Here is a 15120-nt window from a genome sequence, read left to right as displayed (position 1 = left end):
ACATCCGTGCACGGCTCGGCAGCGCACCCGCCGGTCAGCCCTCGCGGCGGACCTCGGTGGGGGACTTGTCGGGGCGCCAGCCGCGCCAGGAGGGCTGGCGCAGGCGCTCGGCACCGGGCTCGCCGGAGCCCGTCCACTCGGCGAACTCGACCTCGCCCACCAGCTTCGGAGTCACCCAGTTCGCGTCGCGGGCGTCGAGCGCGGGCACGTCGGCGAACGGGGAGGTCTTGCGGGCGAGCTTCGCCAGGCGCGCGGTGATGGCGTCGAGGTCGCGCTCGCTGAACCCCGTGCCGACGCGACCGACGTAGTGGAGGGTGCCGTCGGCATCCGGAACCCCCATCAGCAGCGACCCGACCTGCGACGCACGCCGGCCCTTGCCGGGGCGCCAGCCGCCGATCACCACCTCCTGTGCCAGGTGGTGCTTCAGCTTGATCCATGCGCGCGAACGGCGGCCGAGCGAATAGGTGCTGTCGCGGCGCTTCGCCATCACGCCCTCGAGGCCGAGGGTGCGACTCGAGTCCAGGGCGTGCGCGAGGTCGCCGTCGAAGGCCGGTGGAACGTGCAGCGGCCCGTCGCTCTCGGGCAGCAGCTCGCTCAGAGCCGCTCCGCGAGCCGTGTACTCCTCTTTCACGAGCGACCGGCCGTCGAGCTCGAGGAGGTCGAAGAGCATCAGGTCGACCTTCACGGTCGCCCGGGCCGCCTCGACGTCGCGCGGCTTGCTGAGGCCCATCCGCTGCTGCAGGCGGCCAAAGCTCGGTCGGCCACGCGAATCGAGGGCGACCACTTCGCCGTCGAGCACGAGGGAGCGGCCGGCGAAGACGCGGGCCAGCGCATCCGTCAGCTCCGGGTATGCGGCCGTCACGTCGTTGCCGTTGCGGGTGCGGAGCGACACAAGGCCGTCGTCGATGGTGATGAGGGCGCGGATGCCGTCCCACTTCATCTCGAAGGCCCACTCGGTCTCGTCGCCGATGTCGGCTTCGGTGCCGAGCGTGGCGAGCATCGCCCCGAGCTTGCCCGTGCGGGCGGCGGTCGTGAGTCCGGAATCCGTGGCCGGCGCGGCGGCCGACTTCGTGCGTGAAGTCCGGGCGGCGGCGGTGCCGGCAGCTGCGCGGGGGGATTTCTTCGCGGGTGCCGCCTCATCCGTCACCATGCGATGGATGAGCCAGTTCTTGCCGTCCTTGCCGGTGGCCGTGTGGATGAGGGCGACTTTGCACACGTCGCCCAACCCGCCGGACGGCTGGCCATGCAGCGTCACGATCACCTCTTTGCCGTCCCGCCACTTCTCGAGCTCGTACTCGCCGAAGTCCCAGATGAGTACGTTTCCGGCGCCGTATTCCCCGGACGGAATACTTCCCTCGAAGGTGCCGTACTCCATCGGGTGGTCCTCGGTCTGCACCGCGAGGTGGTTGACCTTCGGATCGTCGGGAACGCCTTTCGGCAGCGCCCACGACACGAGCACGCCGTCGTGCTCGAGGCGGAAGTCCCAGTGCAGGCGGCGGGCGTGGTGCTCCTGGATGACGAAGGAACGGCCATCCGTCGATTCCGGGGTCGCGGCCGGCACGGGCTCGGGTGTCTTGGCCTGGTCGCGCTTCGACCGGTAGACCGTGAGGCGGTCCCGCGCGCCGCCGGGCTCCGGATGCGCATCCGGCTGGTCATCGGCCGAGCGGTTCGAGTGCCACTCGCCGCCCGGCGCCTCGAGCGAACCCGGGGCCTCGGCGCTCTCGCCGAGCGGATCGGCGCGGCGCTTCATGCGGTCGAGCACCTCGTCGAGTTCGAGGTGGCGGAGGCCGGAGCCCGCGAGCTCACGCCAGGTGCGGGGCACGGCGACCGTCGGGCGCGAGCGGCCACGCAGCGAATAGGGGCACACGGTGGTCTTGTTGCCGTTGTTCTGGCTCCAGTCCACGAGCACCTTGCCCACCCGCAGCGCCTTCTTCATGTCGCTGACCACGAGGTCGGGGTGGTCGGCCTCCAGCGCCCGCGCCAGTTCATGGGCCACCGCCGAGACCTCGTCGGAGGTCTGCTTTCCGTCGAGCGCGGCGTACAGGTGGATGCCCTTGCTCCCGCTCGTCACCGGCACCGGCTCGAGCCCCATGTCGACCAGGATGCGCCGGGCCAGCTTCGCCACCTCGACGCACTCCGGGAGGCCCGTGCCCTCGCCGGGGTCGAGGTCGATCACGAAGCGGTCGGGGTTCTTCTGCCGGCCGTGCGCATCCACCCGCCACTGCGGTACGTGGATCTCGAGGGCCGCGATCTGGGCGAACCAGGCCAGCGTGGCGGCGTTGTTGACCAGGGGATACACGTTCACGTGGTCGGAGTGCTGGATGCTCACGCGTCGTACCCAGTCGGGCGTCCCCTCGTCGAGGTTCTTCTGGAAGAACACCTGCCCCGGATGCTCGGCGTCGCCGACCCCGTGCACCCAACGTTTGCGGGTGGCGGGCCTGTTGCGTGCATGCGGAATGAGGAATGGGGCAATCTCGGCGTAGTAGCGGAAGACATCCGCCTTCGTGGTGCCGGTCTCGGGGTACAGCACCTTGTCGAGGTTCGTGATGCGCAGCCGGTGCCCTCCGACGCTGACGGTCTGCTCGGTGGCGCGGTTCTTCGCTGCGGCGGCCATGCTCCATCCTCTACCCAATAAGGGCCGGTGCGGGGTCTAATTGGGTATGCGATCGATCTGGAAAGGCGCCATCACCTTCGGGCTCGTCAACGTGCCGGTGAAGGTCTACAGCGCGACCGAAGACCACGACATCTCGCTGCACCAGGTGCACGAGAAGGACGGCGGGCGCATCCGCTACCAGCGCCGGTGCGAGATCGACGGCAAGATCATCGACTACCAGGACATCGCGCGGGCCTACGACGACGGGGAGCGCACCGTCATCCTCACGAAGGACGACTTGGCCTCGCTGCCGGAGGAGAAGAGCCGCGAGATCGAGGTGGTGGAGTTCGTGCCGAGCGAGCAGATCGACCCGATCATGCTCGACAAGAGCTACTACCTCGAGCCCGACTCGAAGTCGCCGAAGGCCTACGCGCTGCTTCGTAAGACCCTCGAGACCACCGACCGCACCGCCATCGTGCACTTCGCGCTGCGCCAGAAGACCCGGCTGGGTGCGCTCAGGGTGCGCGGCGACGTGCTGGTGCTGCAGTCGCTGCTCTGGGACGACGAGGTGCGCGAGGCGGCGTTCCCGTCGCTCGACGAGCCCACCCGGGTGTCGTCGCAGGAGCTCGAGATGGCGATGTCACTCGTCGACCAGTTCGCCACCGACTTCGCGCCCGAGAAGTTCACCGACGACTACCAGGAGCAACTGCGCACGCTGATCGAGGCGAAGCTCGCCCAGGGCGATTCGGTCGACACCGACGAGACCTTCGGGCGCGAGCCGGGGGCGGACGAGGGCGGTGAGGTGCTCGACCTGATGGAGGCCCTGCGGCGCTCGGTCGACAAGAGCCGCTCGGGGTCGGGGTCGGGCACCGGCACCAAGGCTCCCGCGAAGAAGACCCCCGGGAAGAAGGCGCCGGCCGAGAAGGCGCCGGCGAAGAAGCCCGCCGCCAAGAAGGCCACGAAAGCCTCCTGAACCGACGCTAGGGCGTTCGGGCGCCGCTCCGGATGCGCGCCGGCCGGAGCGCGGTGGCGAGCCACAGACAGATCAGCGGCACGGCTGCCGCTCCCACTACGAGCCACGACGCCGCCGCGGCCGGTGCCCCGGTCACGAACAGGCCCAGCAGCAGGTCGGCCACCCAGCCGAGCAGCACCGCGACGATCGTCGCGAGTGCGAGCAGCGTGAAGCGAAGCGGATGTCGCGCCGCCATCGCTCCCGCCGCCGCCACGCCCCCGGCGGCCAGCACTGCGCATCCGGCGGCCACCAGCACCGGGACGAGGGGCGGGAGGAGCACGGCGGCCAGTGCGGTCGCCACTCCGACCACGACGGTGCGGACGACGAGCGGGCCCAGACGGCGGCCGAGGCGGGCGGAGCGTTCTGCGATGCGCCAGAGCGCACACACCGCGGCGAGGAGCGCCGCGCCCGAGAGCGCTGAGAGGAGGAGCGACCAGGTCGTGAACGGCTCCCGCGGGCCGATCGCCACGAGGAGGGTCTGCACGGCCGCGTGGCTGACGACCACGACGGTGAAGGGGAGGAGACCGCGGCGCAGCATCCGGCGCGCGCTCACGAGCGGGCCGCCTGATCGATGACCTCCTGCAGTGGCCCGTCGTAGAGCGAGCGGCCGCCGACGATCACCTCGAGCTGCGCATCCGCATCGGTGCTGGATGTCACGGTGATCGGCTCGCCCGTCGTGGTGCTGCCGGAGCAGGTGACGGTGGTCGAGGCATCCGGCGTGCTGCAGGTCGGCGCCTCGAGCACGTCGACGTCGTGTGCCAGCAGCACATCGATGGCGCCGAAGCGCACCTCGGCGATGGCGTCACCACCCACGGGGGCGAGTGCGCTGATCTGCGAGCACCCGGCAAGCGCGAGCGCGCCGGCCAGGGCGGTGCCGACGAGGGCCATCCGCGTGACCCTGGCGCGCGTCACGAGAGGGCCGCCTCGTGCGTGAGGATGCGCGTGCGCTCGGTCAGGTGCTGCGCTTCGAGCTCGGCGTCGGTGATCACCGAGAGATCGAACGGGGCGGGCAGGAGGAGCTCGGTGTTGCGATCGAGGGCCGAGCCGCGACGCATCATAGGGGTCTCTGCCCAGTCGTTCGAGGCGAGTTCGCGACTGCGCGAGGCGAGCGAGAGGTAGTCGCCGCCGCTGCCCGGGGTGGCGTCGGCGGCGTGATCGACCACGGTGGTGAAGAGCGAGAGCGTGCCGTCGCGGTTGTCGACGAGCTCGACCACCTGCTGCTGTTGCGGGAAGTCGATGCACGACGCCGTCGTGATCTCCCAGAACCCGCCGCCCGAGGGGGCCCGATGCGCGAGGATCTGGTTGAGGTGGGTGTGCCCGTTGAGCCACCCGACCACCACCGGGTACTGCAGCAGCATCGCGATGAATTCGTCGGCGCCGATGAGCACCTCGTTCTGCCCGGGCCGCTGCGCACGGTTCTCGAGGGTGTCGCTGTTGTGGTGACTGAACACCAGGGCGAGCTTCTGCTGCTGCTGGGCGAGCTCGAGCTCCTTCTTCAACCACTGGAACTGCACCTCCGGCACCGCGCCGTCCGGCCCGGCGACGGCGTTGCAGGTGTCGAGACCGAACGCCCGGATGCGCGGGGTGAGGTCGGCCTTCCACCACGTCTCCCCGGTGTCGAGGTTGTGCTTGGTGAAGCCGTGGCCGACCGGGCCCGGCGCCTTCTCGGTCTCGAAGTGCTGCTCCATGAACTCCTGGTGCGTGAACAGGGCCCGGGTGAGGTTCGGCGGCACGGCCCGGAAGCCGGGGCGGAGACCGGATGCGATGCCGAACGCATCCAGGGCCTGCTGGATGACGCTGGTGCGAGCGGCGTACCCGCCGAGGGCCATCGTGGCCGTGGCCTCGAGCGTGTACGATTTCTGGCCGCCGATGGCGAGCGAGCGCAACTGCGAGTCGAGGTCGAAGGTGCCGAGCAGCAGGGTCTCGTGGTTGCCGTACACCGTGTACCACGGTGCGGGCAGACCGACCGAGGGCACCGGCTGGGCGATCGCCTGGTCGAGCAGGTCGGGCAGCTTCGGGAAGCCGTAGGCGCCGAAGGCTCCGCCGGCGGGGTCGCCGGGACGGTAGGCCCAGACGGCATCCGCCCACGCCTGAACGCCCTCGAAGGTGTCGCTGGTCCTGGGGTCGACGCTCAGTCCGTCGAGCAGGTCGATGTACCAGCGCAGCTCGCGGTGGGAGTGCATGTCGGCGCTGTCTCCGGTGACGATCGCGGCGCTCATCGGCGCGCCGGTGAGCGGGCTGTAGCGGAGGTCGGACATGGCCTTCACCATCGACGCGGTCACGTGCGGGCTGAGCGGGTCCTGGGGGTGGAACGCCGAGCCCCAGGCGCTGTGGTCTTGCACGATCATCGGCTCGATGCGGCCCGGGGACTGCGCGTCGATGACGTGCAGGTCGGAGAGGTGCCCGAGGTAGAGCAGCGAGCGCCGGCTCGCCGCGCGCGACGCGGAGGCGGCGCGGCCGAGGATGTCGAGCCGCGGCAGGTACGGTTCACCCGGGCCGGAGACGAGGGTGCGGTAGGAGCCCGATCGCACCGCGCCCTGCAGGATGGTCTGACCCAACGTGCTCGGCGCCTCGGCGGGTGCGGCACGTGCTGCCAGAGCCGGCCCCAGCAGTTCGCGGGGGATGGCGCTGGCCGCGCTCAAGGCGCTGACCGCCAGCAGGAATTGGCGGCGAGAAAGTCCGGGCACGGGCTCCTCCGGGGTCGGGTACCCCGAGCGTAGCGCTCGGCTCGACGGCCCCAGTACCTCCAATGCGAGGGTGACGGCGCCAGGAAACGCGCCCTAGAACTCCGGGTCGAGGACGCGCAGCGTGAACGTGGCCGTCGCGAGAGCGCGGCCCGCTTGCGAAGCGGTGACGACGAGGTGATAGGTACCCGGTGACGCCGTGATCGGGCCGCTCAGGATGCCGGTCGCGGGATCGAGAACGAGTCCGGCCGGCAAGGACTCGCCCGTCGGCGCCGTCAGCGCGAATTCCGGAGCCGGGATGCCGACGGTGTCGATGCGAGCCGAGTAGGGCGACCCTTGATTGGCGTCGGGCAGGGAGCGCGTGAGGATGGCAGGCGCGACGCCGGGCAGACCGGTCACCACCGTGACGGTGCCCTCGGGTGCGTTCGCCACGAAGACGGTGCCCGCCTCACCGCCCTCCTCGACCGCCACGGCGCTGGGAGCTGCGCCGATGTCGTCCCTCGTGCCGATGACGGCGAGGCTCGCGAAGCTGTCGGCGTCGAGCACGGTGACCGTGCCGTCGGCGGAGTTGGCCACGTACACGCGGCGCAGGCCCTCGTCGACCGCCACGGCCGACGGCGCCCGGCCGATCGACGACGCCGCGGTGAGCAGCCGGTCGGCCGCGAAGGTGCGGGTGTTCACGACGCTCACGGTGCCGTCGCCGGAGTTCGTGATGAAGGCGTGGTGCGTCACCTCGTCGATCGCGACACCGCGCGGCGCATGCCCGATCGCTGAGCTGAGATCATTCAGCACCGACGTCACTGTCGAGGTCCGAGTGTCGATGACCGAGACCGTGTCGTCGCCGGAGTTGGCCACGAATGCGCGGTTCAGCACGGTGTCGACGGCGGCGCCGGCCGGCCCGTGACCGATTCCGCGCATCAGGCCGAAGGCGAGGATGTCCAGCACCTTCTCGTGACCGACGGTGGTGTCGAGCACCGCCACCTGGCCGTCACCGTACTCGGTCACGTAGGCCCGGTGCCGCCCAGGGTCGACCGCTACGCCGAGCGGCTGATTGCCGATTCCGCTGCGCGGGTCGTGCGCGATCACCGAGGTCACCGTGAGGCTCGTCGTGTCGATCACCGAGACCGTGCCGCTCGCCCGGTTCGCCACGTAAGCATGATGTGCCGCCTCGTCGAGCGCGATGCCGGTCGGCTCGTCGCCGATGCCGATCGGGCCGGGCGGGATGACCGCGACCACAGCATCCGTCGTCGTGTCGATCACGGAGACGCTGTCGTCGCCCGAGTTGGTGACGAAGGCGCGGTGCAGCACCGAGTCGATCGCGATTCCCGCCGGCGCGAGGCCGATGCCATGGGCGGAGTCGTGCGGGATGACGCGAGGTGACACGGTCGCGCTCGCGGAGAGCGGCGCGATGGCGAGGGCGACTGCCGTGAGCGAGGCGCCTGCAGCGGCGATGAGTGCAGAACGTCGGGCAAGAACATGAGGATGGCTCGAATGCATGAGGCACGATAGCATGCGGGGCCACGAGGAGCAATGCTCAGAACCCTCGTCAGGGCGCGAGGCCCCAGCGCGGGTAGAGCACCGCGAAGGCGTGGTCGAAGCCGTACTCGATGGTGGCCGAGTCGTGCCCGGTGCCGGGAGAGATGAAGAGGTGGGCGGCCATGCCCGCGTCGGCGGCCGCCGCCGAGAGGGTGCGCGACGCGGTGAGGTACGGTTCGTCCTCCGTGCCGTCGTCGAAGACCGCGACCGTGTCGGCGTAGAGCGCCGCGGTCGCCGGGTCGGCCGCACCGGCGGCCAGGATGTTCAGGGGCTTCGCTTCGTCATAGGCCGCCTGGTCTCCCGCGAAGCCCTCCTCGAGCGTCTCGCGCTCGCCGCCGAGGTCGGGCTCGAGCTCGCCGGAGATGTCGATGACGTTGCCCCAGGTCTGCGGGAAGCGCGCCGCCGACGCGATGGCGCACTCGCCCCCGTTCGAGAAACCCGCGATCGTCCAGAACTCCCGGCCGGGCAGCACATTGAAGGTCGACCGGATGAAAGCCGGTACATCGCGGTTGACGTAGGTCAGTGCATCGCCCTGGTAGCCGTCCACGCAGAGCGGGTTGTTGCCGGAGCTCCCGCCCAGGTGGTCGACCGACACCACGATCGGCGCGAGGCCGTCGTGCTCGGCCGCGAAACGGTCGAGGCTCGCCCCGATGTCGGCCACGTCGGGCGCGCCCGGCTGCCCGCTCAGGAAGACGACGACCGGCAGCGCCGGGGCGTGCGGCAGTTGTGCGGCCGGGGGGAGGTAGACGATCGCGTCGCGGGGCGTGAACCCGGGGTCGGACGCGGGGATGGCGATCGCCCCGTGGCTGCTGTGCGCCGGCATCGACGCCGGCGGCGACCAGGATGCGTACAGCGGGCCGGGCGGATTCGTCGAGTGCGGAGCCAGCGCGGCCACATCGAGCGGCCGCTCGATCGAGATGTCGAGCAGGTCGCCGAGGTTCTTCAGCACCCCGAAGTCGGCCGAGATGCCGAGCGTCGCCGTCCAGGCGAACAACAGCACTGCCCACACCGCGACGGCCTTGCGCCACCAGCGCGAGCGCCAGAGGTTCACCACCGCGAGGGCGATGCCGCCGCCGGCCGACGCGATCCACGCCCGCGCCTCGAGGGTCATTGGTGAGTTGAACAGGTTCAGCACGTCCTGCACCACGACCGTGGCGAGCACGGCGAGCAGGATGCCCGCGGCCAGCGCGATCCCGGCCGTCAGCACCCAGACGCGGGTGGGCCGACGCAGCAGCAGGTAGACGAACACCGCGGCTGCGAGGAGGTACGTGCCCCAGAGGAACGGCCCGTCGACGATGCGGATCGACAGGAACCAGGCGCCCCCGTTCACTCCGACCCGCGTCCCGGCTCGACCATCCCGGGCTCCGGCACCCCGAAGAGCCCGGGCACCTCGTCCTCGTCCTCGTCTTCCAGCGCCGCGTGCCGCGCTCCCGCCCGCGGCGCGTGGACTTCGCCAAACGTCGTGCCCTCGGCGCCGCCCTGGGGGCTCGGTGCGCCGCTGGGCTGGAGAACTCCGCGGTAGGCGGCGCGCACGGCGAGGGCGACGCGGGCGTGGTGGAACAGGGGGTCGTAGAAGGTGGCCCGGTAGCCCTTGTTGGTGGTCACCGACACCAGGAAGTTGAGCGATGACACGCAGCTCAAGAAGATGGCGGTCTTCAGCAGCGCCCAGGTGAACGGCAGGTCGACGCCGAACAGCGTGACGGTGGTGGCGCGCCCGCCCACCCACTCCTCGAGCACCTCGGCCGAGAAGGCGAGGGCGCCGAGCACCAGCAGGAAGAGGCAGGTGAGCAGCGCGAACACGAGCACCTGGAAGCCGAGCGCCAGCACGAACACCGACTCGAGGTTGCCGTGCTCGATCGGCTTGAGGGGCGGCGCCGCGAGGTTCGCGCGCGGTTCGAGCTGCGGCAACCCGGCTTCGTGCACCAGCCGGCCGCGATCGCTCGCCGACACGCTCTCGTCGAGCGCCCGCATCTCGCCGCGGGTGAGGGGCACCGCGAACAGCAGGCCCAGCACCACGAAGAACACTCCCACCGCCAGCAGTCGGGCGGGCTGCATGGTGCTGGTCACCTCCCACAGCGGCCGGGAGAAGAAGGCGAACACGACCACCAGCATCAGGATGGGCAGCGCCCGGGTCGTGAGGGTGCCGATGGCCGCGAGCTGGCGCAGTGCGATGCGCGCCGCCGACGCGAGCAGCGCACCGATCCCGAGCCACGTGAAGAGGTAGGCGAGCGCGATCGCGCCCGCATTGACGAGGAGCACGGCGACGGGGTCGAGCCCCGAGCCGGTCAGCCGGGCCGCGACCGGTGAGCCCGCCAGGCAGAGGGCGAGCAGCGCCACGGTGGCCGGGATGCTCGCGGCCGGAAAGCGCCGGAGGAGCGCCGCCGAGACGACCGCCGCCGCGACGGGCAGCGCCACGACGGCGGCCCCGACGACGAGCACGAGGAGCACGATGAGAAGGGCCAGCGCCGGCGAATCGGTGTCGGCCGAGAAGCGGATGCGCAGGAGGCCCGAGAGCGGGACGTCGGCCAGCGCGAGGAATACCAGGAACGGAGCGACCCGGGCGAACAGCCGGTCGGCCCAGGCGCCGGGTGGCACGAAATAGGGGAGCCCGCGGCGCCGCAGCCAGCGCTCGGCGGCGCGATCGGCTTCGCGACGGGCATCCTGGTCGCTCTCGGCGGTCATCGCGCCCCCTTAGAATTGTGGTCGATCCAGTGCGAGCAGCCGGCCGCGCGGAGATACCGGAGTCAACTTCATGCCTGCATCCCGTCTCGATTCTGTCATCGCCTTGGCCAAGCGCCGAGGGTTCGTCTTCCCGACGGGAGAGATCTACGGCGGAACCCGCTCGGCGTGGGACTACGGGCCCCTCGGCGTGGAGCTGAAAGAGAACATCAAGCGCCAGTGGTGGAAGTTCATGGTGCAGGGCCGCGACAACGTCGTGGGCCTCGACTCGGCCGTCATCCTGCCCCGCCAGGTGTGGGAGGCCTCGGGGCACGTCGAGGTGTTCACCGACCCGCTGGTGGAGTCGCTGCACACTCACAAGCGCTACCGCGCCGACCACCTGCTCGAGCAGTACGAGGAGAAGCACGGGCATCCGCCGGTCAACGGGCTCGCCGACATCCGCGACCCCGACACCGGCCAGCCCGGCGCCTGGACCGAGCCGAAGAACTTCTCGGGCCTCATGAAGACGTACCTCGGCGCGGTCGACGACGAGAGCGGGATGGCGTACCTGCGGCCCGAGACCGCGCAGGGCATCTTCGTCGACTTCAACGCCGTGCTGAACTCGAGCCGGCAGAAGCCGCCGTTCGGCATCGGCCAGATCGGCAAGAGCTTCCGTAACGAGATCACGCCCGGCAACTTCATCTTCCGCACCCGCGAGTTCGAGCAGATGGAGATGGAGTTCTTCGTGAAGCCCGGGGAGGACGAGGAGTGGCACCAGTACTGGATCGACGAGCGCTTCCGCTGGTACACCGACCTCGGCATCGACCCGGAGAACCTGCGCCTGTTCGAGCACCCTCAGGAGAAGCTGTCGCACTACTCCAAGCGCACGGTCGACATCGAGTACAAGTTCGGCTTCACCGGCAGCGCGTTCGGTGAGCTCGAGGGTGTGGCGAACCGCACCGACTTCGACCTCTCCACCCACTCGAAGGCCTCGGGCACCGATCTGTCGTACTTCGACCAGACCACCGGCGAGCGGTGGACGCCCTACGTCATCGAACCGGCGGCCGGTCTCACCCGCTCGCTGATGGCGTTCCTTGTGGATGCCTTCCACGAAGACGAGGCGCCCAACACCAAGGGCGGCGTCGACAAGCGCACCGTGCTGAAGCTCGACCCGCGGCTCGCGCCGGTGAAGGCCGCCGTGCTGCCGCTGTCGCGGAACGAGGCGCTCTCGCCGCTCGCCCGTGAACTCGCCGCCGACTTGCGCAAGAGCTGGAACGTCGACTTCGACGACGCCGGAGCGATCGGCCGCCGCTACCGCCGGCAGGACGAGATCGGCACGCCCTTCTGCATCACGGTCGACTTCGACAGCCTGGACGACAAGGCCGTCACCGTGCGCGAGCGCGACTCGATGGCGCAGGAGCGCGTCGCCCTCGACCGCCTCCCCGCCTACCTCGCCGAGCGCCTCATCGGCGCCTGACCTCATCTGACGGGTCGCGAGGAGGATCGGGTCAGGCCAGGAGGCGGGTGAAGAGGGACTCGTAGTAGGGGTCGACGACCTGGAGGTCGGGGTGCGCGTCGTGCCAGGCGAGCATCTCGCGGGCTCCCTCGTGGAACGGGATGACGGGCGCGAAGTCGGGCACGAGCGAGCGGATCTTCGTGTTGTCGAAGACCACCGAGTGGGCCCGGTCGCCGAGGTGCTGCCCCGCGGTCTCGGGCGCGGCCGCCTCGATGTCGTGGCTCGTGACGTAGCGGATGCGCGGCTCAGCCCCCGCGGCAGCCCCCATGATCCCGAAGATCTCGTTCCAGGTGTACACGAAGTCCGAGGTGATCTGGAAGGTGTCGCCGTAGGCCAGCGGATTCGCGAACAACCCGACGAAGCCCCGAGCGAAATCGTCGGTGTGCGTCAGCGTCCAGAGCGAGGTGCCGTCGCCGTGCACCACCACCTCGTCGCCCCGGCGCATCCGGTCGACCACGGTCCAGCCGCCGAAGAACGGCAGGGTCCACTTGTCGTAGGTGTGCGAGGGGCGCACGATCGTGGCGGGGAAGCCGCGCTGCCGATACGCCTCGACGAGCAGGTTCTCGCAGGCGATCTTGTCGCGTGAGTACTGCCAGGAGGGGTTGCGCAGCGGGGTCGACTCGGTGATCGGCAGCCGGCTCACCGGCTTCTGGTAGGCGGAGGCGGAGCTGATGAACACGTACTGCCCGGTGCGCCCCTCGAAGCGGTCGAGGTCGCGCTGCACCTGATCCGGGGTGAACGCGATCATGTCGACGACCACGTCGAACTCGCGTGCGCCGAGGGCGGCGTCGACGGCCGCGGCATCCTCGATATCGGCGGTCAGCACCTCCGCGCCCTCGGGTTGCGGGCGGCGCGACGCGCCACGGTTGAGCAGGGTCACCGCCATCCCGCGCGAGACCGCGAGCGCGCTCGCTGCGGAGGAGATGATCCCTGTGCCACCGATGAACAACACCTTTGCTGAAGACATATCGAGCACCCTAGTCCCTCCCCAAATCTTTCCGCTTGCACGACGGGGGAATCGGAGTTATCGTAATGAAACGTTTTACCTAGAACGTTTTAGATTCGTTCCGACAACGAGGTTGATCCGATGCCCGACACCGCACCCGCCACGCCCGAGATCGCGCTGAGCGCTCGCAACATCACCCGCCGGTACGGTGCGGTCGTCGCACTCGCCGACGCGTCGATGACGCTGCGCAAGGGCGAAGTGATGGGCCTGGTCGGCGACAACGGCGCCGGCAAGTCCACCTTCCTCAAGGTGCTCTCGGGCGCGGTCGTGCCCGACTCGGGCGACATCCGCGTGGCGGGCGAGCCGGTCAGCTTCCGCCGCCCGTCGGATGCGCTGGAGGCCGGGATTGAAACGGTCTACCAGGATCTCGCCCTGGTCGACACGATGTCGGCCGTGCAGAACGTCTACCTCGGCCGCGAGGAGCTGTCGAAGAACCCGTTCCTGCGACTGCTCAACGTCGTGAACGACGGCGGCATGCGCAAGCGCTCACGCGAGGTGCTCGCCGAGCTGGGCGTCGGCATCCAGTCGGTGAACGTGTCGGTGAAGGGCATGTCGGGCGGCCAGCGACAGTGCCTCGCCATCGCCCGGGCCCTGCTCTGGGGCCGCCAGATCGTCATCCTCGACGAGCCGACCGCTGCGCTCGGCGTGCGGGAGTCGGCCCAGGTGCTCGAGCTCATCGGCCGGCTCCGCGACCACGGCGTGAGCGTCATCCTGGTCAGCCACAACATGCAGCAGCTGGTGACCGTCGCCGACCGGGTGACCGTGATGCGGCTCGGCCGCTCCATCGCCACCCGTGACGTGAAAGACGTCACCCCCGAAGCCATCGTCGGTCTCATCACCGGCGCCATTCCTGCGGACGTCGAGACGCCCGAGGACACCGCGGCCGTCGTCCACTGACGGCGCGGCACCACCACCCACCACCACCCCCTCACAGTTCCACCCCCTTCCCTAACCTGAGGAGAACACTGCAATGACGCAACTCACCATGCGCGGGCGCCTCGCCCGCCTGGGCCTGGTCGGCATCGCCGCCGCCAGCCTGATGCTCGCCGGATGTAGCACGGTCGGCTCGTCGACCGGCGGCGGCGACAGCACCGACGCCGCGGGTGACGGCACCTTCACCCTCGGCTTCGCCGTGGGCGGGCAGCCCGACGCCGACTGGCAGGACCTGCAGGGCGATGTGGCCAAGGGCCTCGCCGAGCAGCGCGGCTGGGACTTCGTCGAGCTCTCGAACGACAACAGCGAGGCCACCGCCACGAAGAACGCCGACATCTTCATTCAGAAGGGTGTCGACATGGTCATGATGTTCAACGGCCAGCCCTCGGCGAACCCGGTGATCGCGAAGAAGTACGCCGACGCCGGCATCCCGGTCGTCACCTTCGACATCGCCCAGCCCGGTTGGTACTTCGTGGGCGTCGACAACGCCGCCGCGGGCACCGACGGCGGCACCGCCCTCGGCAACATGGCCAAGGAGAAGTGGGACTGCAAGGTCGACCTGGTGATCGAGGCCGAAGGCACCGCCGCCGGCCAGATCAACACCTGGCGCACCGGCAACGCCGCTGACGCCATCGGCAAGGTCTGCCCGGACATCCCGGCCGAGAACTACGTGAAGTACGAAGCCGACGGCAACCTCACCACCTCGCTCGCGAACGCGCCCGGCGTGTTCGCGGCCCACCCGGATGCGAAGAACATCCTGGTGGTCGGCCTCAACGACCAGGCCGTGGTCGGCGCCCTCCAGGCCGCCACGCAGCTCGGCCGCGACGGCTCGATCATGGGCTGGGGCCAGGACGGCGGCCTGATCACGGGCCCGAACGTCGACCCGAACCTCGTCGGCAGCGTCATGTACTTCCTCGAGGGCTACCCGTCGTTCGCGTTCGAGATCGCCGACCAGATCGCTGCGGGCAACCCGCCGGCGGTGAAGGACACCGGTGACGACGCCGCGGTCAGCGTGAAGCCGTGCCCGGTCACCGCCGAGCAGGCAGCCGCCATCCCGAACATCGAGGAGCGCGTCAAGGAGCTGGCCTCGGCTCCCGAGGGCACCACCGCCTACGACCTGTTCTGCAAGTCCTGATCACCCGTTGAATCCCGCATCCGGATCAGCCCGACACGGTAGTAGGC

At 70.0% G+C, this 15120-nt stretch carries 12 protein-coding genes; 4 read left to right on the top strand and 8 right to left on the bottom strand.

From position 1 onward, the window contains the following. Window positions 1–34: 34 nt before the first annotated feature. The gene (locus AC3WLB_RS12560) at window positions 35–2614 is read right to left on the bottom strand and encodes an ATP-dependent DNA ligase (RefSeq protein ID WP_492506428.1); all 2580 of its coding nucleotides are present in this window, start codon (window positions 2612–2614) and stop codon (window positions 35–37) included. A gap of 46 nt (window positions 2615–2660) precedes the next feature. Between AC3WLB_RS12560 and ku the strand changes: the two genes are divergently transcribed. Then, window positions 2661–3566: a non-homologous end joining protein Ku gene (ku, locus tag AC3WLB_RS12555; protein WP_492506426.1), complete on the top strand. Its 906-nt coding sequence runs from the start codon at window positions 2661–2663 to the stop codon at window positions 3564–3566. A gap of 7 nt (window positions 3567–3573) precedes the next feature. Here the strand turns inward: ku and AC3WLB_RS12550 are convergent, their stop codons facing one another. From AC3WLB_RS12550 to AC3WLB_RS12525, 6 genes are all read right to left on the bottom strand, one after another. Further along, complete coding sequence (locus tag AC3WLB_RS12550) at window positions 3574–4158, bottom strand: hypothetical protein (protein WP_492506424.1); 585 nt, start codon at window positions 4156–4158, stop codon at window positions 3574–3576. After that, on the bottom strand, window positions 4155–4517 hold the full coding sequence (locus tag AC3WLB_RS12545; RefSeq protein ID WP_492506422.1) for a hypothetical protein: 363 nt from the start codon (window positions 4515–4517) through the stop codon (window positions 4155–4157). The genes AC3WLB_RS12550 and AC3WLB_RS12545 overlap by 4 nt, the downstream gene beginning before the upstream one ends. Next, on the bottom strand, window positions 4514–6292 hold the full coding sequence (locus AC3WLB_RS12540) for a TIGR03767 family metallophosphoesterase (RefSeq protein ID WP_492506420.1): 1779 nt from the start codon (window positions 6290–6292) through the stop codon (window positions 4514–4516). Before AC3WLB_RS12540 ends, AC3WLB_RS12545 begins: the two co-directional genes overlap by 4 nt. Window positions 6293–6385: 93 nt before the next feature. Beyond that, window positions 6386–7786, bottom strand: coding sequence for a putative Ig domain-containing protein (locus tag AC3WLB_RS12535; protein ID WP_492506418.1), 1401 nt, complete (start codon window positions 7784–7786; stop codon window positions 6386–6388). 49 nt (window positions 7787–7835) lie between these two features. Then, a complete protein-coding gene (locus AC3WLB_RS12530; RefSeq protein ID WP_492506416.1) occupies window positions 7836–9155 on the bottom strand; it encodes an alpha/beta hydrolase-fold protein in 1320 nt (439 codons plus the stop codon). Further along, the gene (locus tag AC3WLB_RS12525) at window positions 9152–10507 is read right to left on the bottom strand and encodes a hypothetical protein (RefSeq protein WP_492506414.1); all 1356 of its coding nucleotides are present in this window, start codon (window positions 10505–10507) and stop codon (window positions 9152–9154) included. Before AC3WLB_RS12525 ends, AC3WLB_RS12530 begins: the two co-directional genes overlap by 4 nt. Window positions 10508–10577: 70 nt before the next feature. Here AC3WLB_RS12525 and AC3WLB_RS12520 point away from each other — a divergent pair, with 70 nt between their 5' ends. Continuing rightward, entirely contained in the window at window positions 10578–11960 is a 1383-nt protein-coding gene (locus tag AC3WLB_RS12520; protein ID WP_492506412.1) for a glycine--tRNA ligase, read from the top strand. Window positions 11961–11991: 31 nt separating this feature from the next. On the opposite strand, the gene AC3WLB_RS12515 is transcribed toward AC3WLB_RS12520, so the two are convergent. Further along, window positions 11992–12966, bottom strand: a complete 975-nt coding sequence (locus AC3WLB_RS12515) for an NAD-dependent epimerase/dehydratase family protein (protein WP_492506410.1) — start codon at window positions 12964–12966, stop codon at window positions 11992–11994. Between the two features lie 120 nt (window positions 12967–13086). Between AC3WLB_RS12515 and AC3WLB_RS12510 the strand changes: the two genes are divergently transcribed. Further along, entirely contained in the window at window positions 13087–13902 is an 816-nt protein-coding gene (locus tag AC3WLB_RS12510) for an ATP-binding cassette domain-containing protein (protein ID WP_492506408.1), read from the top strand. A gap of 73 nt (window positions 13903–13975) precedes the next feature. Then, on the top strand, window positions 13976–15073 hold the full coding sequence (locus tag AC3WLB_RS12505; RefSeq protein WP_022897543.1) for a substrate-binding domain-containing protein: 1098 nt from the start codon (window positions 13976–13978) through the stop codon (window positions 15071–15073). Window positions 15074–15120: the final 47 nt, after the last annotated feature.

The sequence above is a fragment of the Herbiconiux sp. FW305-C-125 genome (assembly GCF_058783455.1).
This window is presented reverse-complemented; position numbering and strand designations above follow the sequence as displayed.

What these genes read in the sequence shown, in the direction of transcription:
- AC3WLB_RS12510 (WP_492506408.1), top strand. Translation starts at nt 13,087, where the DNA reads ATGCCCGACACCGCACCCGCCACGCCCGAGATCGCGCTGAGCGCTCGC.
- AC3WLB_RS12520 (WP_492506412.1), top strand. Translation starts at nt 10,578, where the DNA reads ATGCCTGCATCCCGTCTCGATTCTGTCATCGCCTTGGCCAAGCGCCGA.
- ku (WP_492506426.1), top strand. Translation starts at nt 2,661, where the DNA reads ATGCGATCGATCTGGAAAGGCGCCATCACCTTCGGGCTCGTCAACGTG.
- AC3WLB_RS12515 (WP_492506410.1), bottom strand. Translation starts at nt 12,966, where the DNA reads ATGTCTTCAGCAAAGGTGTTGTTCATCGGTGGCACAGGGATCATCTCC.
- AC3WLB_RS12505 (WP_022897543.1), top strand. Translation starts at nt 13,976, where the DNA reads ATGACGCAACTCACCATGCGCGGGCGCCTCGCCCGCCTGGGCCTGGTC.
- AC3WLB_RS12535 (WP_492506418.1), bottom strand. Translation starts at nt 7,786, where the DNA reads ATGCATTCGAGCCATCCTCATGTTCTTGCCCGACGTTCTGCACTCATC.
- AC3WLB_RS12525 (WP_492506414.1), bottom strand. Translation starts at nt 10,507, where the DNA reads ATGACCGCCGAGAGCGACCAGGATGCCCGTCGCGAAGCCGATCGCGCC.
- AC3WLB_RS12560 (WP_492506428.1), bottom strand. Translation starts at nt 2,614, where the DNA reads ATGGCCGCCGCAGCGAAGAACCGCGCCACCGAGCAGACCGTCAGCGTC.